The sequence below is a fragment of the Enterococcus sp. AZ191 genome (assembly GCF_051713845.1).
GTDB lineage: Bacteria > Bacillota > Bacilli > Lactobacillales > Enterococcaceae > Enterococcus_B > Enterococcus_B durans.
This window is the reverse complement of record NZ_JBIOQS010000001.1, coordinates 166,584-188,603: the sequence shown is the minus strand read 5'-3', so window position 1 is coordinate 188,603 and position 22,020 is coordinate 166,584. Positions and strand designations below refer to the sequence as shown.

Sequence of the window (22,020 nt, the reverse complement as noted above, 5' to 3'; positions counted from 1 at the left end):
CGAGATTTTCCTATATAGATTGAATGCAAAATCTGAAAGGAGGATACACAACGTGATCCAAGCAGAAAGTCGTTTAAAAGTCGCTGATAACTCAGGCGCACGTGAAATATTGACGATCAAAGTCCTTGGTGGTTCTGGTCGTAAAACTGCTAGTATCGGTGACGTGATCGTAGCTACGGTTAAACAAGCAACGCCAGGTGGGGTTGTCAAAAAAGGTGACGTCGTAAAAGCCGTTATCGTTCGAACAAAATCAGGAGCTCGTCGTACAGACGGTTCATATATTAAATTTGATGAAAATGCTGCAGTGATTATTCGTGATGATAAAAGCCCTCGTGGAACACGTATCTTTGGGCCAGTTGCACGTGAACTACGTGAAAACAACTTCATGAAGATCGTTTCACTAGCACCAGAAGTTTTATAATTTTGAGACACTTATCAAAGGAGGTGCGAAACAGTTATGTTTGTTAAAAAAGGCGATAAAGTTAAAGTTATCACTGGAAAAGACAAAAATAAAGAAGGCGTTGTATTATCAGCGTTTCCTAAAAAAGATAAAGTCATTGTCGAAGGTGTAAATGTTGTTAAAAAACACCAAAAACCTTCTCAAGCTGCTCCTCAAGGTGGAATCGTTGAGATGGAAGCTCCAATTCATGTTTCTAACGTGATGGTGATCGACTCTACTGGCGTAGCTGGCCGAGTTGGCTATAAAGAAGTAGATGGCAAAAAAGTCCGAGTTTCTAAAAAAACCGGTGAAGTTTTAGATAAATAATAAGTTTAAGGAAGGAGGGTCTTACTGAATGAACCGCCTAAAAGAAAAATATCTTAAAGAAGTAACTCCATCATTGATGGAAAAATTTGACTATAGCTCTGTTATGCAAACACCTAAAGTTGAAAAAATCGTCATCAACATGGGTGTTGGTGATGCGGTATCAAACGCTAAAAACTTAGATAAAGCAGTTGAAGAATTAACTTTGATCACTGGACAAAAACCAATGATTACAAAAGCTAAAAAATCAATCGCTGGATTCCGTTTACGTGAAGGAATGCCAATTGGTGCAAAAGTTACATTGCGCGGAGAAAGAATGTACGAATTCTTAGACAAATTGGTTTCAGTTTCTCTACCACGTGTACGTGACTTCCATGGTGTAAGTAAAAAAGCCTTTGACGGTCGTGGAAACTATACTTTAGGTATTAAAGAACAATTGATCTTCCCAGAAGTAGATTATGATTTAGTAGATAAAGTACGTGGTATGGACATCGTTATTGTAACGACAGCTAACTCAGATGAAGAATCTCGTGAGTTGTTGACACAATTAGGCATGCCATTCCAAAAATAATTAAAGGAGGCGAACTACGTGGCTAAAAAATCAATGATTGCTAAAAACAAACGTCCTGCAAAACATTCAACACAAGCTTATACTCGTTGCGAACGTTGCGGACGTCCACATTCAGTTTATCGTAAGTTCCATCTTTGCCGTATTTGCTTCCGCGAACTTGCCTATAAAGGTCAAATTCCCGGCGTGAAGAAAGCTAGCTGGTAAAAAAGTAAATTCGCATAAGAAGGAGGTAAAAGATCAATGGTCATGACAGATCCAATTGCAGATTTTCTAACTCGTATCCGTAACGCAAACATGGTTAAACATGAGTCTTTAGAAGTTCCTGCATCAAAAATTAAACGTGACATCGCTGAAATCTTGAAACGTGAAGGTTTCGTTCGTGATGTTGAATATATCGAAGATGACAAACAAGGCGTAATCCGTGTTTTCCTAAAATTTGGTAAAAACGGCGAACGTGTTATCACAAACTTAAAACGTATCTCTAAACCAGGTTTGCGTGCTTATGTCAAAGCTGACGAAGTACCAAAAGTATTGAACGGTTTAGGTATCGCAATCATTTCGACTTCTGAAGGTGTTGTCACTGATAAAGAAGCTCGTGAAAAAAATATTGGCGGCGAAGTTATCGCTTACGTATGGTAATCAAGTAGAATCTACAAGGAGGTGTCTTTAAGTGAGCCGTATTGGAAATAAAGTCGTTGTGATCCCTGAAGGAGTAACTGTTACTCAAGATGGAAACAACGTTACAGTTAAAGGACCAAAAGGTGAATTAACACGTACTTTCTCTTCAGATATCACAATGAATATCGAAGGAAACGAAGTGACATTCACTCGTCCGAACGACAGTAAAGAAATGAAAACAATTCATGGAACAACTCGTGCCAACTTCAACAACATGGTTGTAGGTGTCAGCGAAGGATTCCAAAAAGCGTTAGAATTGATCGGGGTTGGGTACCGTGCACAATTACAAGGATCAAAACTTGTATTGAACGTTGGTTACTCACATCCAGTCGAAATCACACCACCAGCTGGAGTAACTGTTGAAGTACCAGCAAATACACAAGTAATTGTTAAAGGTGCGAACAAAGAAGAAGTTGGCGAATTAGCTGCGAACATTCGTGGAACTCGTCCTCCAGAACCTTATAAAGGTAAAGGTATTCGTTATGTTGGCGAATATGTACGCCGTAAAGAAGGTAAAACTGGTAAATAATAGTTTTGAAAATTGCATAGAAGCCAGCAGCAGGAAAAAAATATTTTGCAGAAGTTTTTCTTCGATCAAAAGAAATTTTGCTTGTGCCGCAGCTTCTATTTTTCGGGACTTTCAGTTTATTGCTTGATCAAGCAATACAATAAAATTAAAGAGGTGACAATTGTGATTACAAAACCAGATAAGAACAAAACACGTCAAAAGAGACATCGTCGTGTACGTAACAATATCTCTGGTACTGCTGAGCGCCCACGCTTGAACGTTTTTCGTTCTAACAAAAACATCTACGCTCAAATTATTGATGACGTAGCGGGTGTAACGCTAGCAAGTGCCTCTACCTTGGATAAAGAAATTTCAGGTGGAACAAAAACAGAAGCAGCACAAGCTGTCGGTAAATTGGTTGCTGAACGCGCAACTGAAAAAGGCATTAAAGTAGTAGTCTTTGACCGTGGTGGATACCTTTACCATGGCCGTGTGCAAGCTTTAGCTGAAGCTGCTCGCGAAAATGGACTAGAATTTTAGAAGAAGGAGGAATACCATTCATGGTTTATATCGATCCAAAACATTTGGAATTAGAAGACCGCGTTGTTGCAATTAACCGTGTAACAAAAGTTGTTAAAGGTGGACGTCGTCTACGTTTTGCTGCTTTAGTTGTTGTCGGTGACAAAAATGGACACGTAGGATTTGGTACAGGTAAAGCACAAGAAGTACCTGAAGCAATCCGTAAAGCAATTGAAGACGCGAAGAAAAACTTAGTTGAAGTACCTATGGTTGGTTCAACAATCCCACACGAAGTAATCGGTGCTTTTAGTGGTGGTAGAATCCTAATGAAACCTGCTGTTGAAGGTTCTGGGGTTGCTGCTGGTGGACCAGTTCGTGCCGTATTAGAATTAGCTGGGGTAGCAGATATCACTTCTAAATCTTTAGGCTCAAATACACCAATCAACGTTGTTCGTGCAACTGTTGAAGGTTTGAAACAATTGAAACGTGCTGAAGAAGTTGCAGAACTTCGTGGCAAATCTGTTGAAGAATTAATCGGATAAGGAGGACAAACATAATGGCTGAATTAAAAGTTACTTTAAAACGCAGTATTATCGGACGTCCTCAAAACCAACGCGATACAGTCAAAGCGTTAGGTCTTACTAAGATTAACAGTTCAGTGGTTAAGCCTGCTAACGATGCTATCAAAGGCATGATAAATACTGTTTCTCATTTAGTGGACGTTGAAGAAGTCTAATTAAACTTAAATAATCTAAGAAATTAAGAACTAGAATATTAAGGAGGTGCCAAACCTATGAAACTTCATGAATTGAAACCTGCAGAAGGTTCACGCCAAGTACGCAATCGTGTTGGACGTGGTACTTCTTCTGGTAACGGAAAAACTGCTGGACGCGGTCAAAAAGGACAAAAAGCTCGTTCAGGCGGTGGTGTACGTCTAGGATTTGAAGGAGGACAAACGCCATTATTCCGTCGTTTACCAAAACGTGGATTCACAAACGTGAACCGTAAAGACTATGCAGTTGTTAACCTTGACGTCTTGAATCGCTTTGAAGACGGTGCTGAAGTAACACCAGTTACTTTAGTAGAAGCTGGAATCGTGAAAAACGAAAAAGCTGGAATCAAAGTATTAGCTAACGGTGAATTAACTAAAAAATTAACTGTGAAGGCCGCAAAATTCTCTAAAGCAGCTGAAGAAGCAATCGTTGCTGCTGGTGGATCAATCGAGGTGATCTAATGCTTAAACTATTAAAAGATGCTTTTAAAGTAAAAGATATTAGATCAAAAATCCTATTTACAGTGTTTGTTCTATTTGTATTTCGTCTAGGTGCACATATTACTGTGCCTGGCGTAGATGCTAGTTCATTGCAAAATCTTTCTTCTTTGCCATTTTTCAATATGTTGAACTTAGTCAGTGGTAGTGCGATGCAAAACTTCTCTATTTTCTCAATGGGGGTTTCACCTTACATTACAGCGTCTATCGTCATCCAATTGCTACAAATGGATATCGTTCCACGTTTCGTGGAATGGTCAAAACAAGGGGAAGTTGGTCGTAAAAAGTTAAATCAAGCAACACGATACCTGACATTAGTATTGGCATTTATCCAATCAGTCGGTATCACTGCTGGGTTTAACCAATATGCCCAATTAGGTTTTGTCAATAACCCTAATGTGTCAACATATGTAACGATCGGTCTGATCTTGACTGCCGGTACTATGTTTGTCACTTGGTTAGGAGAACAAATCACCGAAAAAGGTATTGGTAATGGTGTGTCAATGATCATCTTTGCAGGAATCATTTCTAGACTACCTGAAAGTGTCAAAGAAATTTATGAAGATTACTTTATAAACATTGATCCTTCAGATATTTGGAAATCTGCAATTTTCGTTGCCATCTTACTTGTTGCGATTTTATTGATCGTAACGTTTGTCACATTTTTCCAACAAGCTGAACGCAAGATCCCGATCCAATATACGAAACGCGTAGCAGGCGCTCCAACAAGTAGTTATCTACCGTTGAAAGTGAATGCGGCTGGGGTTATCCCGGTTATCTTCGCCAGCTCGTTTATTGCTACTCCTAATGCGGTATTACAAGCATTGAGTGGTCGGTTTGGATCTGAAAATTGGTATAAGATAATGATGGAGATCTTTAACTATAACACGGCGCCAGGTGCGACGATTTATACGATACTGATCGTTGCATTTACGTTCTTCTATGCTTTTGTTCAAGTGAACCCTGAGAAATTAGCGGAAAACTTACAAAAACAAGGAAGTTATATACCAAGTGTACGCCCTGGTAAGGGGACTGAAGAGTATGTCTCAAGCTTATTGATGCGTTTAAGTACAGTCGGTGCAATTTTCCTTGGTTTGGTGGCTTTATTACCGATCATTGCTCAAATGATCTGGAATTTGCCTCAATCTATCGGGTTAGGTGGTACCAGCTTACTGATCGTTATCGGTGTTGCTTTAGAAACTGCGAAACAGTTAGAAGGCTTAATGCTGAAACGTAAATATGTTGGATTTATTGAGTAAGAGTAAGAAAGCGTGTTGAGGTTTTTCCTCAACACACGTTCTCACATTTATTAGGAGGGTAAACAATGAACCTCATTTTAATGGGGCTACCAGGCGCGGGTAAAGGAACACAAGCAGAAAAAATCATTGATGCTTATCATATTCCGCATATCTCAACAGGAGACATGTTTCGTGCAGCGATGAAAAATGAAACAGCTCTTGGCTTGGAAGCAAAGTCTTATATTGATAAAGGTGCATTAGTTCCTGATGAAGTAACAAATGGAATCGTGAAAGAGCGTTTAGCTGAATCAGATACGGAGAAAGGCTTCTTATTAGATGGCTTTCCACGTACGATTGAGCAAGCAGAAGCTCTGGACGCAATGCTGAAAGATTTAAATAAAAAAATTGATGCTGTCATCGATATCCATGTTGGTGAAGAAGTATTGGTTGAGCGTTTAGCTGGCCGATTCATCTGCCGTAACTGTGGAGCAACTTACCATAAAATTTTCAACCCTACAAAAGTTGAAGACACATGTGATCGTTGTGGTGGGCATGAATTCTATCAAAGAGAAGATGATAAACCTGAGACGGTTAAAAATCGTCTGGCTATCAACATCAAAAATAGTGAACCAATCTTGGCTTATTATAAAGAACAAGGTTTGCTACACACTATCGATGGTGATCGTGAAATCGATGCTGTATTTACTGATGTACAAAAAATCATTGAAAAATAGCACGATTGCCCGTAGCCGACTTGCATTAAGCAGTTACTCTTGTCAAGTTCAATAAATTATGATAGAATATGTCAGTCCGACTTCTAGAGAAATCCTCTAGATGATCCATTTTGAGAATTTTGAGGTGGGAACTGCAGTTTCCGCCACTTTATCGTGTGAAAATGCGAAACAAGTACAAGGAGGTACTGTGCGTGGCAAAAGAAGATATGATTGAAGTCGAAGGTACAGTCGTCGAAACTTTGCCGAATGCAATGTTTAAAGTTGAACTAGAAAACGGACACCAAGTTCTTGCTACTGTTTCAGGTAAAATTCGTATGCATTACATCCGTATCTTACCTGGTGACAAAGTGACGGTTGAATTGTCTCCGTACGATTTAAACCGTGGCCGTATTACTTATCGCTTTAAATAATTGTACTCCGTAAAACTACAGGAGGTATTATCATGAAAGTAAGACCATCAGTAAAACCAATGTGCGAACATTGTAAAGTAATTCGTCGTAAAGGACGCGTTATGGTGATTTGCCCAGCAAATCCAAAACATAAACAACGTCAAGGATAATTGGAGGTGCAATAAATATGGCTCGTATTGCAGGAGTAGATATTCCTCGTGATAAACGTGTAGTAGTTTCACTTACTTATATCTATGGTATTGGTAACACTACTGCTAAAAAAATCTTAGCTGATGCTGGTGTATCTGAAGATGTTCGCGTTCGTGAATTAACGAATGAACAAACAGATGCTATCCGTGCGGAAGTAGATAAATTAAAAGTTGAAGGTGATCTTCGTCGTGAAGTGAACTTAAACATCAAACGCTTGATGGAAATCGGTTCATACCGAGGCATCCGTCATCGCCGTGGTTTGCCTGTTCGTGGACAAAACACGAAAAACAATGCACGTACTCGTAAAGGCCCAGCTCGCGCTATCGCTGGCAAGAAAAAATAATTCTTAAGTGAAGGAGGTTAAAACTTCATGGCAGCAAAAAAAGTGAATCGTAAACGCCGTGTGAAAAAGAATATAGAAGCAGGTATTGCACATATCCATTCTACATTCAACAACACTATCATCATGATCACTGATACTCACGGAAATGCATTAGCGTGGTCGTCAGCTGGTTCATTAGGCTTCAAAGGAAGCAAAAAATCAACTCCTTTTGCCGCTCAAATGGCAGCAGAAACAGCTACAAAAGCAGCAATGGAACACGGATTAAAGACTGTTGAAGTAACAGTTAAAGGACCTGGTTCTGGACGTGAAGCAGCAATTCGTTCATTACAAGCTACAGGTTTAGAAGTGACTGCAATTCGTGACGTGACTCCAGTTCCTCATAATGGTGCCCGCCCTCCAAAACGCCGTCGTGTTTAATGAGTGCCGCTCATTTTGAGTTCTATTAGTAACGTCATTGAACAAGACACTTTTCGTTTTGAAAGGGGTAAAGATAAGAATGATTGAGTTCGAAAAACCAAGAATCGCAAAAATTGATGAAGAAAAAGATTATGGCAAGTTCATCGTTGAACCTCTTGAAAGAGGCTATGGGACTACTTTAGGGAATTCCCTACGTCGTATTTTATTATCTTCTTTGCCAGGTGCTGCCATCACTAATATTCAAATCGATGGTGTACTGCATGAATTCTCTACCATTAAAGGTGTACGAGAAGACGTCACTCAAATCATCTTGAACATTAAAGGTTTAGCACTGAAAATGTATGGCCAAGAAGAAAAAAACCTTGAAATCGATATTACCGGACCTGCTACAGTAACTGCTGGCGATATTATCGTTGATAGTGAGGTAGAAATTCTTAACAAAGATATGTACATCTGTAGTGTCTCAGAAGGTGCTACGTTCCATGCTCGCTTAACAGTGAAACCAGGACGTGGTTATGTTCAAGCAGATGAAAACAAAAAAGAAGATATGCCGATCGGCGTACTTCCAGTCGATTCAATCTACACACCAGTTCGTCGTGTAAACTACCAAGTAGAAAACACTCGTGTTGGACACCGTGAAGATTTTGATAAATTGACGATGGAGATTTGGACAGATGGTTCAATCGAACCATTGGAAGCAATGAGTTTATCTGCAAAAATCATGACTGAACATTTAGATATTTTTGTTAACCTAACTGATGAAGCGAAAAATGCTGAAATCATGGTTGAAAAGGAAGAAACACAAAAAGAAAAAATGTTGGAAATGACAATTGAAGAATTAGACTTATCTGTTCGCTCTTACAATTGTTTAAAACGTGCAGGAATCAATACTGTACAAGAACTTACGAATAAATCTGAGCCAGAAATGATCAAAGTCCGTAACTTAGGACGTAAATCATTAGAAGAAGTGAAAGCAAAATTACACGACTTAGGTTTAGGTTTACGTAAAGAAGATTAAAACCTTTTACGAAGGAGGGAAACCAACGTGAGTTATCGTAAACTAGGACGCACATCTAGCCAACGTAAAGCGATGTTGCGTGATTTAACAACTGACTTATTAATTAACGAACGTATTGTGACTACTGAAGCTCGTGCGAAAGAAGTTCGCTCAACTACAGAAAAAATGATCACTTTAGGCAAACGTGGAGACTTGCATGCACGTCGTCAAGCTGCGGCTTTTGTACGTAATGAAGTTGCTAGCGTACGTGAAGAAAATGAGGATATCGTCATTGAATCAGCTTTGCAAAAACTATTCAACGATATTGCACCTCGTTATGCTGAACGTCAAGGTGGCTACACTCGTATCTTGAAGACAGAACCAAGACGCGGTGATGGTGCACCAATGGTTGTCTTAGAACTTGTCTAAAATCACACTAATAACATCACTTTATAGATGATTCTTTTAGAGTGTTATGATGTTGGAAGTTAACTCTTCCGAGTCTAGCTCAGCGCTACTCCTCAAGTCGAATCGATTTGAGGAGTATGCACTCATCATAAAGTGTTTTTTTGTACCTTTAATTAACTGTCTTGACATGTATTTGATGGCACAAAAAAACACTTTAATTAAAACGGAAACAATTGAAAAATCAGGTATTTTTTGATAGTGTTAGTAGGAACTTTAGGATGGAGAAGGAGTAATTATGGAGCCAATTATTGAATTAGGAAAGATTAATTACAAATACCAACCAGATGACCCCCGTTTTGCGTTAAAAGATATTTCATTTACGATCAATCAAGGTGAATGGATCGCAATTATCGGGCACAATGGTTCAGGTAAATCAACACTCGCAAAGACGATCAACGGTCTGCTTTTGCCAGAATCAGGCACGGTAAAGGTAGGAAAGCAGTTACTAAATGAAGAAAATATCTGGTCTATACGTCGAATGGTCGGTATGGTTTTCCAAAACCCTGACAACCAGTTTGTCGGATCAACAGTGGAAGATGATGTTGCTTTTGGTCTTGAGAATCAGGGTATCCCACGAGAAGAGATGGTGGTTCGTGTAAAGGATGCACTTGAAAAAGTCCGTATGAGTGACTTTTCAAAAAGAGAACCTGCACGATTGTCTGGTGGACAAAAACAACGAGTTGCTATTGCAGGAGTTGTTGCGTTACGGCCAGATATCATCATTTTAGATGAAGCGACTAGTATGTTAGACCCCGAAGGACGAGAAGAAGTTATTTCGACGATCAAAAAGATCAAAGAAGAAAGCAACTTGACGGTCATATCTATCACACATGATATCGATGAAGCAGCGAATGCAAATCGGATCTTTGTCATGAAACAAGGTGAGCTAGTTAATGAAGGCACACCAGAAGAAATTTTTTCTGCTGGTCCTGAACTGATCAATCTGGGGTTGGATCTTCCTTTTCCTGAAAAATTAAAGAGTGCATTAAAACAACGAGGTTTTGTCGTTCCAGAAGAGTACATGACTGAAGAAGGGATGGTGGACTGGTTATGGACATCCGTTTTGAAAAAGTAGATTTTACGTATCAGCCCAATACACCATTTGAACAAAGAGCGCTATTTGATATTGATATGACGATTGAAGAAAATAGCTATACAGCTCTAGTCGGCCATACAGGTAGTGGTAAATCGACCCTACTTCAACATCTAAATGCATTGGTCAAGCCTACGAGTGGAATCGTACATATTGGCGATCGACAAATCAAACCTGATACGAACAATAAAAATTTAAAACCGATCCGTAAAAAAGTCGGGATCGTTTTTCAATTTCCTGAAGCACAATTATTTGAAGAAACAGTCGCTCGAGACATTGCGTTCGGTCCTAAAAATTTTGGAGTCAGTGACGAAGATGCGCTTCAGTTAGCAAAAGAGATGCTTGGGCATGTTGGTTTAGATGAGACTTACTTAGAACGTTCGCCATTTGAATTGTCTGGTGGACAAATGCGGCGAGTGGCTATTGCTGGCGTCTTAGCAATGAAGCCAGAGGTACTCGTTTTAGATGAGCCAACAGCAGGACTTGATCCGCAGGGAAGAAAAGAAATGATGGACATGTTCTGGCGTCTGCATAAAGAGCAGAATATTACGATCGTACTAGTCACCCACTTGATGGATGATGTGGCGAACTACGCAGACTATGTCTATGTACTTGAAAAAGGGAAAATTGTCGAAAGTGGACGACCCCATCAAGTTTTTCAAAATCTTACCTGGTTAAAAGACAAGCAATTAGGTGTTCCTACTGCTACCGAGTTTGCAGAAAAATTAAACAATCGCGAGAAGCTATTTTCCGAGTTGCCGATCACTGCTGAAGAGTTGGCAGATAGGATTGTTGAATTAGCAGGAGGAAATGCACATGATGAATAAATTGATTTTTGGTCGGTATATGCCAGGGAATTCCTTGATTCATCGATTAGATCCTCGTGCAAAATTATTAGCCAGCTTCTATTTTATCGGTATCATTTTTTTAGCAAATAATTGGCAGACTTATGCACTATTAGCAGTTTTCACGTTGCTTGCTGTTTTTCTTTCGAAAGTCGATATCAAATTCTTCATTCGTGGTATTCGACCGTTGATCTGGTTGATCTTATTCACCGTAGCTTTACAAGTCTTATTTACAAGCGGTGGTGCCACTTATTGGAGTTGGGGGATCTTTAACATCACTGAATTTGGTGTGATGAACGGACTCTTCATTTTTTGCCGTTTCGTATTGATCATCTTTATGTCGACATTATTGACATTGACCACGCCTCCTTTAGAATTGTCTGATGCAATTGAATATCTGTTAAGACCTTTAAAGGTTGTGCGTTTTCCAGTACACGAAATCTCCTTGATGTTGTCGATCGCTTTACGTTTTGTTCCTACTTTGATGGATGAAACAGAAAAGATCATGAATGCACAACGCGCACGTGGCGTCGATTTTGGAGAAGGTAGCTTAGTTCAAAAAATGAAAGCTGTTATTCCCTTGTTGATCCCGTTATTTGTCAGCAGTTTTAATCGTGCAGAAGATTTGGCAACAGCTATGGAAGCAAGAGGCTATCAAGGTGGTGAAGGACGAACGAAATATCGTATCCTTCATTGGCACAACCGTGACACGTTCGTCATTCTTGCATTTGTATTATTGACGATCGCGTTGATTTTTTTAAGAAGCTGATTTAGTAGAAAAGGTGAATGTATGACACGCTACAAAGCAATTATTGCATATGATGGAACGAACTTTAATGGATTTCAAAAACAGCCAAATGGTCGTACCGTACAAGAAGAAATAGAAAAAACATTGACAAAGATGGCGAATGGTAAAGAAATCACTGTTTTTGGATCTGGTCGTACAGATGCAGGAGTACATGCAATGGGACAAGTGATCCATTTTGATTACCCCGAAGAGCGTCCGTTAGAGCGTATGCGTTTTGCTTTAGATACGCAGTCACCAGAAGATATTGCAGTGAAAGAAGTAGCAATTGTTTCAGAAGATTTCCATGCTCGTTATCTTGTAAAAGAAAAAACGTATCAATTTCGAGTGGATATAGGAAAACCGCGTAGTCCATTTCGACGCCATTATGCCAGTTATTTTCCTTATCCAATAGATGTAGAAAAGATCCAACGAGCGCTTCCTGATTTATTAGGAACACATGATTTCACTTCTTTTTGTGCTTCTGGTAGCTCTATCGAAGACAAAGTTCGAACGATCTATGAGGCGAAAATGGAAGTGAATGAAACCGGAGATGAGCTTTTGTTTACTTTCCGCGGTAATGGTTTTCTTTACAAAATGATCCGTATCTTAGTTGGAACATTGCTTAAAATTGGAAATGGACGTTTGGCAGAGGATAGTATTCCTGAAATCATAGCGAAAAAAGATCGTAATGCTGCTGGACCGACGGCTCATCCAGAAGGGCTATATCTTTACGAAGTCAAATATGAATGAAAAAACTCCTTTAGTATCTGATGATGATCAGACAACTAAAGGAGGTTTTTTATTTTCTTCTACGATGTGAGGTTCTTTGTGGGGCAGGTTGTTCGATTTCAGTAACTCGTTTAAATGAACTATTACGCTTTAGATACCAGACGTAGAGAAAGAACAGTGCAAGACAGAGAACGAATAAGATGGCACCGATCATAAATCCCTGAGGTAAATAGGTAAACGTGACAGTGTGCTTACCTGCTGGAACTTTGATCATCAAGAAGGCATCTTTAAAGTTTTCTACCTCTACTGATTTGCCATCAACTTTGGCTTTCCAACCTGCATCATAAGGAATCGTTGTGACAAGCATCATATCTTCAGGAGTATTGACTGTTCCTGTAGCTGTACGTCCTGTAGTGTCCATCTCAACGCCGTTGTCCTTGATCTGGTTCATTGCAGCTTGATAAGCTACAACATCTAAGCCGATGACTTTTGGTGCCATAAAACTAACTTCTTTTGTGCCATAAAAACTAGCAGTAAAGGTGACTGTCGTTTCTTGCGGATAATAACCAAGATCATAATATTGCCCAGAGATATTGATTTGGGTCTTGCGTGACATCCCATTGACTGTAATGGTAGCAGTTGAACTTTCTAATTGTGCATAATTCGTTGGGAAAAGGCTCAAGTAAGCTTGTGTATTTGCTGGTACTTTCACTTCCCAAGTTAAGACTTTTGGCTGATTTTCAGCTGTTTCGCCATAAGTCACACCTATTGATGTATTGCTGACTGTGACATTTTGCTGGCTTTTCAATGTTGGTGTATAGAATGTATAATACTGTTCGTTCAAACCAGACAGTTGGTTGATCAAATTTGTTTGACTAGTCAAATTGTCTGTCAGTGGCTGGTCCACATCATTGATCGACAAAGGAGCAGTAAAGGCTAAAGGTAAAGCATTGATATTTTTATAGAGCGTGTAATCACCGCTTTGATCTTCTCGAATAAAGCCGTATTTACTAAAGCTGCTGTCGTTTTTCGCGATATTGTATTTGATTCCTGTAAAACCATCCATCAACAAAGTATTATTCGCATAGCGAATGTTCAAATTCGTTCCGTGAGAACGAAACCCTAATGTATCCAGATAAGAAGAAGAGTTTCGGTTTCTGATAGAAGAAAACAAACTGATCCCGCTATAACCATAATTGATCGAATCATTCGGTGAGATGGGGTCAAGGTTTTCTAAACGATAAAATGTATCTGATTCTTTTTTTGTTTTGTCAACTAATGTTTTCAATGAGGGCGCAGGGTCAGTATACAAACTTCGCGATGCATAATTCCAATCATCTAAAATACCATGGATCATACTGTTCGTGTTGACACTTGCTTCTGCAGTCATGAGCAACAATAACAATAGACTGAGGTATTTAACTGACTGTTTGTGATGGTGGAAAAAACCGATCGTCAAAGCATAGAGCCCTAAGAAAACAACAGTCAAAACAAAGGAAGTCGTTGTGACATAAGAATAACTACCTGCTGGTTTCAGTCCCCAAGCAGTAGTGAAGACCGCTGCAAGAAGAATGATGATCCCGACTAGTAATCCCTGATCTTCTTTCGTCAGTACTTCCCAAGCTTTGGCAGCCAGTAAAATAACTAAGAAAGAAAACAGATATGCATAACGGAATAAGAACATATTCGGTGCGTGCATCCCATGCCAGAATAGATTTAAAGGAACGATATAAAAACTAGCAATCAACAGTGCAAACAAACTACCAAATAAAAGTTTGTTTTTGACAGTGATTTTTCGGCTGATAAAATAAAACAGGCACAGTACTAATGGAAACAATCCGGCGTAAATAAAAGGAATCGAACCATATTTGGTTGTATCATAAACGCCCACCATATTTTTCATGATCAGATCCAAGTAGGAAGTGGCCTCTGTTTTGAACGTCGTGATCTGAGTCAGTGCTTCTCCATTAGAGCGCAGATCAAGGATAGCAGGCAAAATAATGATCATTGAAGCACCACCAGCTAGTAAAGAGGTAATGCCGTAAGGAAGAATCGTTTTTTTATATACCGACCAATTACTTAGAAGTCTAACAACAAAGTAAAGGAAGGAAAAGACACCGATCATGAATCCCATATAAAAACTCGATAGAAAGAGTAAGAGATAGCTGACAAATAGGACGATCGGTTTTTTTAAATCCATTACTCGATGAATCCCTAGAATGATCAAGGGAAGGTAAATAAAGGCATCTAACCACATGATGATTTCTGAGTGTGCAGTGATGAAAGAAATCGATGCATAGCTAACACTTAGCGCAACATGGCCCCAACGAGGTATCTTGTATGTTCTTGCAAGAAACCAAAAAGATAGTCCTGCACAGCCGACTTTTAAGATCGTAAGAAAATAAAGGGCATCAGGCATCATCTGATTAGGGAACAACACCACAAGCGGCGTGAAGATCCCGCCTAGATAGTACGAGATCAAAGAAAGGTAATTCAAACCGAGAGAGGCATTCCATGTATAGAAAATACTTTGCTTTCCAAGTAACATATTCCGAAAGCTTGCATGAAAGTTAGAAAATTGTGAAAAGGCATCACTCGCAAGAATGCTGCGGTCGCTTCCAGGATAGATACCGATACTTAGATAAATAAGTGTGAGTATCAGTAAAGGAATCAGGAAGCTAGCTAATGCGTAGCGACCATTCTCTTTAAGAAAAAGTTTTAATTTTGTTTTCATATTCAAACCACCAATTTCTATGATAATGAAGATACTTCTAGTTTATCACATTCATCTTTTTCTCCACCTTAAAAGACTTTACATTTCATAAAAAAATAAAAAAACAAAATAAATAATACAAAATCGTCAAATATTATAGGAAACATAACGAAAGATTTGAATTTATCTAGATGAAATACTAGCTAAATGAACTATCAGTAGAAGATTATACCTATGTTTCATAAACAGTTGAGCAATCATAAAAAGACAAATACCCGATGCTTTTAAGTGGTATGAAAAAATACCTAAAGCAAGAACTCAATGACGAGTCTACTTTAGGTATTTTTACTTGTTATATGTAAATAAAAACCGTTCAACAATGAACGGTTCAAACTTTATTCAATTAAACGCGTTCAACTTTTCCTGATTTCAAAGCACGAGTTGACACCCAAACTTTTTTAGGTGTTCCGTCGATCATTACGCGAACTTTTTGTAAGTTAGGTTTAACAGTACGTTTTGTTGAGTTCATAGCGTGTGAACGGTTGTTTCCACTTTTTGTCTTGCGACCTGTAAAGTAACAAACTTTTGCCATGTAAATTTCCTCCTTTGCCTTGATTTGGAGCAATAGAATAATTCAGCTCATACCAGACTAACATATCATATAGAATAGTAATTTGCAAGCACATTTTCACTGATAGAATTGACATTTGTCAAGAATAATTGTAAATTATACAAGGTTATTTCTAAAAAATTCGTGGGTTTTTGAGTACTTTAGGGTAACTACCTTTTATTTCAGGTTGCGCTATGATAAAATATGATAGAAGAAAAATGGGAGTATTTTACCCGTTAAGGAGGCTCATTCATGGCTGTAAAAATTCAAACGTCAGCTGGAACCATTGAAATTACCAATGATGTGATTGCAACAGTTGTTGGTGGCGCCGCGACAGATGTGTTCGGTGTTGTAGGAATGGCCAGCAAAAATCAAATCAAAGATAATATCACTGAGATTTTACGTAAAGAAAATTATGCTAGAGGTGTAGTCGTTCGTCAAGAAGATAACGGTATCGCGGTGGACGTTTATACGATTATTAGCTATGGTACAAAAATTTCGGAAGTTTCACGTAATGTTCAAGAAAAAGTAAAATACAACTTGGAGGCATTATTAGGTGTAACAGCCAATTCTGTTAATGTCTTTGTCCAAGGTGTTCGTGTGCTGCCAGACTAGGCAGGAGGCTTGCTGATTCATTCAGCAGTCGATCTGAAGGAGGATTATCTAGGTGAGTTTAACAGAAATCAGTGCAAGCCAATTCCAGGAAATGGTTCAGGCGGGCGCGAATCGTCTGCAAATAAATGCAGAATATGTCAATTCGTTAAATGTATTTCCAGTTCCTGATGGAGATACTGGTACAAATATGAATTTATCCATGACTAGCGGAGCAAAAGCAGTAGTTGACTCTACTTCTGAAAAAGTAGGAGATCTAGCAACGATGCTATCTAAAGGATTGTTGATGGGAGCTCGAGGAAATTCAGGCGTTATCTTGTCTCAATTATTCCGCGGTTTTTCCAAACAAATTCCAGATGTAACAGTATTAAATGCTACCGATCTAGCGGCGGCTTTTACACATGGTGTTGAAACAGCTTATAAAGCGGTCATGAAACCAGTAGAAGGAACGATCCTGACAGTAGCGAGAGAAGCTGCTAAAGCTGGCGAAAAGAAAGCAAAATCAACCGATGATGTAATAGAAGTGATGACTGCCGTTGTCAAAGGCGGAAAACGCGCTTTAGCTAAAACACCTGACTTATTGCCAGTATTAAAAGAAGTAGGTGTAGTCGATAGTGGTGGACAAGGATTACTGTTTGTCTATGAAGGCTTTTTGAGCGCTTTGAACGGTGAATTCCAAGCAGATGAAGTCTATGAACCATCTCCAGCAGAAATGGATGACATGGTCAATGCGGAACATCATCGTAGTGTCCAAGGACAATTAGCTACAGAAGATATCCACTATGGCTACTGTACAGAAATCATGGTGAAAATCGGCGAAGGACCAACCGTTGATAGCCAATTTGATTATGAAGAGTTCCGCAATTACTTAGACGGATTAGGCGATTCATTATTAGTAGTCAATGATGAAGAAATCATCAAAGTACATGTTCACACAGAAAATCCAGGTGAAGTATTGAACTATGGACAAAAATTTGGTTCATTAGTGAAAATAAAAGTGGATAATATGCGTTTGCAACATGAAACGATTTTAGAGCATGACGAAGATGTCAATACGTTTGCACAACAAAAACCGACGCGTACACCTTATGGTATCGTAGCAATCGCTGCTGGCGAAGGGATCCAAGAGTTATTTAAAAGCTTAGGTGCAAATTACGTGATCAGTGGCGGTCAAACTATGAATCCAAGTACAGAGGACATTGTCAAAGCCATTCAAGAGGTCAATGCAGATAAAGTTATCGTGTTGCCAAACAACAAAAATATTTTCATGGCTGCTGACCAAGCAGCTGAAGTTGCTGAAATCCCAGTAGCAGTCGTGCCATCAAAGACGATCTCTCAAGGATTGACAGCGATGCTATCATTCAATGATCAAGTATCATTAGATGAAAATAAACAAACAATGACAGAAATGCTTTCAAGTGTAGTGAGCGGTCAAGTGACACATGCTATTCGTGACACAACGATTGATGGCGTAAAAATCACTGAAGGTGACTTTTTAGGAATGATCGATGGAAAAATCGTGATCTCTAATCCAGATATCGTGGAAACTTCATTAGATACTCTAGAAAAAATGATCACTGAAGACACAGAAATCGTAACGATCTTAGCTGGTGAAGGCGGCTCAGTTGAGCAAGCAGAAGCTTTGACAGCTAAGTTAGTCGAACGTTATCCAGATTTGGAAGTCGAGATCCATCAAGGAGATCAACCTGTTTATCCATATCTATTCTCAGCAGAATAAGAACGTAGCAAAGAATGATCGAATTAGTAAGGGCTGTGCCAGAGAAATGGTACAGCCCTCTTTCTAAGGAATGGCTGAAACAGAATAAGACTGCCAGTTGGGAAATGACGAAGAGGAGGAAATGACCATGCGATCTTTGAATGATCCAGTTACGGTGTTGGCTGGTGTGGGAGAGAAAAGAGCCGTGAGTCTTGCCAGTTTAGGCATACATACGATTGAAGATTTACTGACCTATTATCCTTTTCGCTATGAAGATATCCAAGAAAGAAATTTAAATGAGATCCAAGACCAAGAGAAAGTAACCTTAAAAGGACTTGTGGTTTCTCCACCTGTCATGAGCCGATTCGGGTACAAAAAAAGCCGATTACAGTTTCGAATGATGCAAGATCATGCAGTGTTCAATGTTTCTTTTTTCAATCAACCTTATTTAAAAGATAAAATCATTTTATCGGAAGAAATCGCTGTCTATGGAAAATGGGATGTGAAACGAAAAGCTTTAAATGGGATGAAAATCTTAGGTTCTCAAACATTAGATGATTTTTCTCCTATCTATCATGTCAATAAATCGATACGCCAAACGACCTTAGTTGATCTGATAAAAAAAGGATTTGAAGAATATGGACAATTACTTGAAGAAAATCTGCCGATCTACTTAGTTGAGAAGTATCGTTTATTGGATCGATCAACAGCTGTTCGAAGTATGCATTTCCCAAAAAATCATGAAGAAAATCATCAGGCGAAGCGACGAATCGTTTTTGAGGAATTCTTTTTGTTCCAAATGCGACTTCAAGGACTAAAAAAAGCCGAAAAAGCAGAAAAAAATGGACTGGAGATCTTATACGATATCCAGCGATTAAAAGAGTTTACCAAAAAATTGCCCTTTGAATTAACGAATGCACAAAAACGCGTAACGAATGAAATTTGTCGTGACCTTAGAAGCCCACAGCATATGCAACGTCTTTTACAAGGGGATGTAGGAAGTGGGAAAACGATTGTAGCTGCCATTGCTTTGTATGCCACGATCACAGCGGGATTCCAAGGCGCATTGATGGTACCCACTGAAATTTTGGCACAACAGCATATGGAAAGTTTACAGCAATTGTTTGATCCAACAGAAGTAAAGCTTGGTCTTTTAACTGGTTCAACGAAAGCCAAAGAACGAAAGGAACTAATTGAACAGCTAGAAACCGGAGAAATAGACATGATAATAGGTACACATGCGTTGATCCAAGAAGGCGTGGAGTTTCAAAATCTTGGGTTAGTGATCACAGACGAGCAGCATCGCTTTGGTGTCAATCAACGAAAAGTTCTTCGGGAGAAAGGTTGGCGGCCAGATGTGTTGTTCATGACTGCAACGCCGATTCCTCGTACGTTAGCAATTACCGCGTATGGAGAGATGGATGTTTCGATCATCGATGAGCTGCCAGCCGGGCGGATCCCCATCGAAACACGTTGGGTGAGAACACCACAGTTAGATAGTGTATTAGATTGGACACATAAAGAATTAGCTAAGGGGCATCAGATGTATGTGATTTGTCCATTGATCGAGGAATCCGAAGCACTTGATGTGAAAAATGCAGTAGAAATCTATGAGAAATTAAGTGAGTTGTTTGCACCTCAGTATGAAGTGGGATTATTACATGGTAAAATGAAGAACCAAGAAAAAGATGCGATCATGGAAACTTTCAAAGAAAACAAAATGCAAATCTTAGTTTCGACGACCGTTATCGAAGTCGGAGTAAACGTTCCAAATGCCACGGTCATGTTGATCATGGATGCGGATCGTTTTGGACTAGCTCAGTTACACCAATTGCGTGGCCGAGTTGGTCGGGGCAGTGATGCTTCCTATTGTGTATTAGTCGCTAACCCTAAAAATGAATTAGGCGTTGAACGGATGAAAATCATGACAGAAACAAATAATGGTTTTGTATTAAGTGAAAAAGACTTAGAACTACGTGGCCCTGGAGAAGTCTTTGGTTTTCGCCAATCAGGGTTGCCACAATTTGCGATTGCAGATCTTGTGGCTGATGGCAATGTGTTAGAAGTCGCCCGTGATGAAGCGCAGAATGTTTGGCAAATAAAAAATTGGCAGGTACTACCAGAATATCGGCCTTTGGTAAATAGTCTAGAGGTAGAAAATCAGGATAATCATTATTTTGATTAGCAGACTATGCTATACTTTATAGTGATGATAAAAAAGGAGTGGAAATAATGAGAATCGCCGTAGATGCAATGGGGGGCGACCACGCACCACAAGCAATTGTGGAAGGTGTGGCTTTAGCACAACAAGATTTCCCGGATGTGGAATTTATCCTTTATGGTAAGGAAGCAGAAATCAAAAAATATTTGACAAATGAAAAAAATATCACGATCGTGCATACAGACGAAAAAATAAGCAGTGATGATGAACCAGTTAAAGCGATTCGTCGTAAAAAGACCGCTTCGATGGTTTTAGCGGCGCAAGCAGTGAAAAATGGAGAGGCAGACGCTATTTTCTCAGCCGGAAATACAGGAGCATTATTAGCTGCAGGATTATTTATCGTCGGCAGGATCAAAAACATCGAACGTCCTGGATTAATGTCCACATTGCCTGTTATTGGCAAACCTGATGCTGGTTTTGATATGTTGGATTTAGGTGCAAATGCTGAAAACAAAGCGGAGCATCTTCTACAATATGGTATACTTGGTTCGTTTTATGCACGAAAAGTTCGTGGTATTGGTCGCCCTCGGGTTGCATTATTGAACAACGGAACAGAAGAAACTAAAGGAAGCGAACTTACGAAAAAGGCTTTTGAATTACTGCACAATGAAACGAGTTTGAATTTCATTGGTAATGTAGAAGCAAGAGAATTGCTAAATGGTGTTGCTGACGTGGTCGTCACCGATGGATTCACTGGGAATGCTGTGTTGAAATCAATCGAAGGTACTGCAATGAATATGATGGATCTTTTGAAATCAGCCATTTTAAATGAAGGTTTTAAAGGAAAGATGGGGGCTGTCCTACTAAAAAACGGCCTGCGTTCATTAAAATCTGAAATGGATTACTCTAAACATGGCGGAGCTGTGCTCTTTGGACTGAAAGCGCCAGTGATCAAAACTCATGGTGCAACGGGTCCAGATGCGGTAAGATATACGATCCGTCAAATCCATACGATGCTTGAAACAAATGTGGTCGGCCAATTGGTTGAACAATTTGAAAAAAGCGCAGAGTGACTTTTTTTATCCGAATGAGAAAAAGTCGGTGAAAAAAAGGTGGACATTCTTAAAAATTGCCAGTAGAATTAGCGTTGGTGAAAGAAAGTCGGCAATTTCGATAATTGTTGGAGGTGAAAACATTGGCACGTGAAGAAATATTTAACAAAGTAGCGAAAATTATTTCAAATCATTTTGAAATTGATACAGATAAAGTAACTGATGAATTAAATATCAAAGATGACCTAAAAGCTGACTCAATTAGCATCATGGAATTTGTTTTGGAGCTTGAGGACGAGTTTGGAACAGAGATCTCTGATGAAGACGTAGAACAAATTGAAACAGTTGGCGGTGCGGTAGATTATATCAGCAGTCATCTTAACTAATTTTTGATAGAGAGAAGTGAGTAAAGACCATTTTTTGGCCTTTACTCACTTTTTTTTAATCTTTTCTGAAAATGAAAAGGGTTTTAAATAGATTTTTCTGACAATTCTGGCAACACTTCGAAATAATCTTGCATTATAAAACGATTTTCTATATAATTATTAATAATCTATTACACGAAGCTTAAAATAATACTTGTTATAAAACGTTTT

At 39.1% G+C, this 22,020-nt stretch carries 29 protein-coding genes; 27 read left to right on the top strand and 2 right to left on the bottom strand.

The window, feature by feature from the left end:
* Positions 1 to 52 precede the first annotated feature (52 nt).
* The 22 genes from rplN to truA all read left to right on the top strand — a co-directional run bounded on the left by rplN (position 53) and on the right by truA (position 12,580).
* Positions 53 to 421: a 50S ribosomal protein L14 gene (gene rplN / locus IGI47_RS00980; RefSeq protein ID WP_005880793.1), complete on the top strand. Its 369-nt coding sequence runs from the start codon at positions 53 to 55 to the stop codon at positions 419 to 421.
* Between the two features lie 36 nt (positions 422 to 457).
* A complete protein-coding gene (gene rplX / locus IGI47_RS00975) occupies positions 458 to 766 on the top strand; it encodes a 50S ribosomal protein L24 (RefSeq protein ID WP_005880792.1) in 309 nt (102 codons plus the stop codon).
* A gap of 28 nt (positions 767 to 794) precedes the next feature.
* Positions 795 to 1,334, top strand: coding sequence for a 50S ribosomal protein L5 (gene rplE, locus IGI47_RS00970; RefSeq protein WP_005880790.1), 540 nt, complete (start codon positions 795 to 797; stop codon positions 1,332 to 1,334).
* 18 nt (positions 1,335 to 1,352) lie between these two features.
* Positions 1,353 to 1,538 (top strand): type Z 30S ribosomal protein S14, encoded by a 186-nt coding sequence (locus tag IGI47_RS00965; protein ID WP_002356214.1) that lies wholly within the window; start codon positions 1,353 to 1,355, stop codon positions 1,536 to 1,538.
* A gap of 36 nt (positions 1,539 to 1,574) precedes the next feature.
* Positions 1,575 to 1,973, top strand: a complete 399-nt coding sequence (gene rpsH, locus IGI47_RS00960) for a 30S ribosomal protein S8 (protein ID WP_002288675.1) — start codon at positions 1,575 to 1,577, stop codon at positions 1,971 to 1,973.
* Positions 1,974 to 2,004: 31 nt separating this feature from the next.
* Complete coding sequence (rplF, locus tag IGI47_RS00955; RefSeq protein WP_005880749.1) at positions 2,005 to 2,541, top strand: 50S ribosomal protein L6; 537 nt, start codon at positions 2,005 to 2,007, stop codon at positions 2,539 to 2,541.
* A 162-nt stretch (positions 2,542 to 2,703) separates the two neighbouring features.
* Positions 2,704 to 3,060 carry a 50S ribosomal protein L18 gene (gene rplR / locus IGI47_RS00950; RefSeq protein ID WP_005880747.1) on the top strand — a complete coding sequence of 119 codons (357 nt, stop codon included), beginning with the start codon at positions 2,704 to 2,706 and terminating at the stop codon, positions 3,058 to 3,060.
* Between the two features lie 20 nt (positions 3,061 to 3,080).
* On the top strand, positions 3,081 to 3,581 hold the full coding sequence (rpsE, locus tag IGI47_RS00945) for a 30S ribosomal protein S5 (protein ID WP_002288681.1): 501 nt from the start codon (positions 3,081 to 3,083) through the stop codon (positions 3,579 to 3,581).
* 14 nt (positions 3,582 to 3,595) lie between these two features.
* Positions 3,596 to 3,775: a 50S ribosomal protein L30 gene (gene rpmD / locus IGI47_RS00940; RefSeq protein ID WP_005880745.1), complete on the top strand. Its 180-nt coding sequence runs from the start codon at positions 3,596 to 3,598 to the stop codon at positions 3,773 to 3,775.
* Positions 3,776 to 3,832: 57 nt separating this feature from the next.
* Entirely contained in the window at positions 3,833 to 4,273 is a 441-nt protein-coding gene (gene rplO, locus IGI47_RS00935; protein WP_311930693.1) for a 50S ribosomal protein L15, read from the top strand.
* Positions 4,273 to 5,568 (top strand): preprotein translocase subunit SecY, encoded by a 1,296-nt coding sequence (gene secY, locus IGI47_RS00930; RefSeq protein WP_104661218.1) that lies wholly within the window; start codon positions 4,273 to 4,275, stop codon positions 5,566 to 5,568. Before rplO ends, secY begins: the two co-directional genes overlap by 1 nt.
* Positions 5,569 to 5,633: 65 nt before the next feature.
* Positions 5,634 to 6,281 (top strand): adenylate kinase, encoded by a 648-nt coding sequence (locus tag IGI47_RS00925; RefSeq protein ID WP_311930692.1) that lies wholly within the window; start codon positions 5,634 to 5,636, stop codon positions 6,279 to 6,281.
* 191 nt (positions 6,282 to 6,472) lie between these two features.
* On the top strand, positions 6,473 to 6,691 hold the full coding sequence (gene infA / locus IGI47_RS00920) for a translation initiation factor IF-1 (protein ID WP_002288695.1): 219 nt from the start codon (positions 6,473 to 6,475) through the stop codon (positions 6,689 to 6,691).
* Between the two features lie 32 nt (positions 6,692 to 6,723).
* The gene (rpmJ, locus tag IGI47_RS00915) at positions 6,724 to 6,840 is read left to right on the top strand and encodes a 50S ribosomal protein L36 (protein WP_002288710.1); all 117 of its coding nucleotides are present in this window, start codon (positions 6,724 to 6,726) and stop codon (positions 6,838 to 6,840) included.
* 17 nt (positions 6,841 to 6,857) lie between these two features.
* Positions 6,858 to 7,223 carry a 30S ribosomal protein S13 gene (gene rpsM, locus IGI47_RS00910; RefSeq protein WP_002288713.1) on the top strand — a complete coding sequence of 122 codons (366 nt, stop codon included), beginning with the start codon at positions 6,858 to 6,860 and terminating at the stop codon, positions 7,221 to 7,223.
* A 27-nt stretch (positions 7,224 to 7,250) separates the two neighbouring features.
* Positions 7,251 to 7,640 carry a 30S ribosomal protein S11 gene (gene rpsK / locus IGI47_RS00905; RefSeq protein WP_002288714.1) on the top strand — a complete coding sequence of 130 codons (390 nt, stop codon included), beginning with the start codon at positions 7,251 to 7,253 and terminating at the stop codon, positions 7,638 to 7,640.
* A gap of 79 nt (positions 7,641 to 7,719) precedes the next feature.
* Positions 7,720 to 8,658, top strand: a complete 939-nt coding sequence (locus tag IGI47_RS00900) for a DNA-directed RNA polymerase subunit alpha (RefSeq protein WP_438783058.1) — start codon at positions 7,720 to 7,722, stop codon at positions 8,656 to 8,658.
* A gap of 27 nt (positions 8,659 to 8,685) precedes the next feature.
* Positions 8,686 to 9,066, top strand: coding sequence for a 50S ribosomal protein L17 (gene rplQ / locus IGI47_RS00895; RefSeq protein ID WP_005880733.1), 381 nt, complete (start codon positions 8,686 to 8,688; stop codon positions 9,064 to 9,066).
* A 274-nt stretch (positions 9,067 to 9,340) separates the two neighbouring features.
* Positions 9,341 to 10,180, top strand: a complete 840-nt coding sequence (locus IGI47_RS00890; RefSeq protein ID WP_311930691.1) for an energy-coupling factor ABC transporter ATP-binding protein — start codon at positions 9,341 to 9,343, stop codon at positions 10,178 to 10,180.
* Entirely contained in the window at positions 10,156 to 11,025 is an 870-nt protein-coding gene (locus IGI47_RS00885) for an energy-coupling factor ABC transporter ATP-binding protein (RefSeq protein WP_311930690.1), read from the top strand. Before IGI47_RS00890 ends, IGI47_RS00885 begins: the two co-directional genes overlap by 25 nt.
* Positions 11,015 to 11,812, top strand: a complete 798-nt coding sequence (locus IGI47_RS00880) for an energy-coupling factor transporter transmembrane component T family protein (protein ID WP_311930689.1) — start codon at positions 11,015 to 11,017, stop codon at positions 11,810 to 11,812. Before IGI47_RS00885 ends, IGI47_RS00880 begins: the two co-directional genes overlap by 11 nt.
* Positions 11,813 to 11,833: 21 nt before the next feature.
* The gene (truA, locus tag IGI47_RS00875; RefSeq protein ID WP_016177191.1) at positions 11,834 to 12,580 is read left to right on the top strand and encodes a tRNA pseudouridine(38-40) synthase TruA; all 747 of its coding nucleotides are present in this window, start codon (positions 11,834 to 11,836) and stop codon (positions 12,578 to 12,580) included.
* A 49-nt stretch (positions 12,581 to 12,629) separates the two neighbouring features.
* Here the strand turns inward: truA and IGI47_RS00870 are convergent, their stop codons facing one another.
* Together IGI47_RS00870 and rpmB are read right to left on the bottom strand one after the other, a co-directional pair.
* The gene (locus tag IGI47_RS00870; RefSeq protein ID WP_438783056.1) at positions 12,630 to 15,293 is read right to left on the bottom strand and encodes a YfhO family protein; all 2,664 of its coding nucleotides are present in this window, start codon (positions 15,291 to 15,293) and stop codon (positions 12,630 to 12,632) included.
* 382 nt (positions 15,294 to 15,675) lie between these two features.
* A complete protein-coding gene (gene rpmB, locus IGI47_RS00865) occupies positions 15,676 to 15,864 on the bottom strand; it encodes a 50S ribosomal protein L28 (protein ID WP_005880725.1) in 189 nt (62 codons plus the stop codon).
* Between the two features lie 270 nt (positions 15,865 to 16,134).
* On the opposite strand from rpmB, the gene IGI47_RS00860 reads away from it, so the two are divergent.
* The 5 genes from IGI47_RS00860 to acpP all read left to right on the top strand — a co-directional run bounded on the left by IGI47_RS00860 (position 16,135) and on the right by acpP (position 21,810).
* Complete coding sequence (locus IGI47_RS00860) at positions 16,135 to 16,497, top strand: Asp23/Gls24 family envelope stress response protein (protein ID WP_005880723.1); 363 nt, start codon at positions 16,135 to 16,137, stop codon at positions 16,495 to 16,497.
* 52 nt (positions 16,498 to 16,549) lie between these two features.
* Entirely contained in the window at positions 16,550 to 18,232 is a 1,683-nt protein-coding gene (locus tag IGI47_RS00855; RefSeq protein ID WP_311930687.1) for a DAK2 domain-containing protein, read from the top strand.
* A gap of 127 nt (positions 18,233 to 18,359) precedes the next feature.
* The gene (gene recG, locus IGI47_RS00850; protein WP_438783055.1) at positions 18,360 to 20,396 is read left to right on the top strand and encodes an ATP-dependent DNA helicase RecG; all 2,037 of its coding nucleotides are present in this window, start codon (positions 18,360 to 18,362) and stop codon (positions 20,394 to 20,396) included.
* Between the two features lie 47 nt (positions 20,397 to 20,443).
* Complete coding sequence (gene plsX, locus IGI47_RS00845; RefSeq protein WP_005880717.1) at positions 20,444 to 21,445, top strand: phosphate acyltransferase PlsX; 1,002 nt, start codon at positions 20,444 to 20,446, stop codon at positions 21,443 to 21,445.
* Positions 21,446 to 21,567: 122 nt separating this feature from the next.
* Positions 21,568 to 21,810 (top strand): acyl carrier protein, encoded by a 243-nt coding sequence (gene acpP, locus IGI47_RS00840; protein WP_438783053.1) that lies wholly within the window; start codon positions 21,568 to 21,570, stop codon positions 21,808 to 21,810.
* Positions 21,811 to 22,020: the final 210 nt, after the last annotated feature.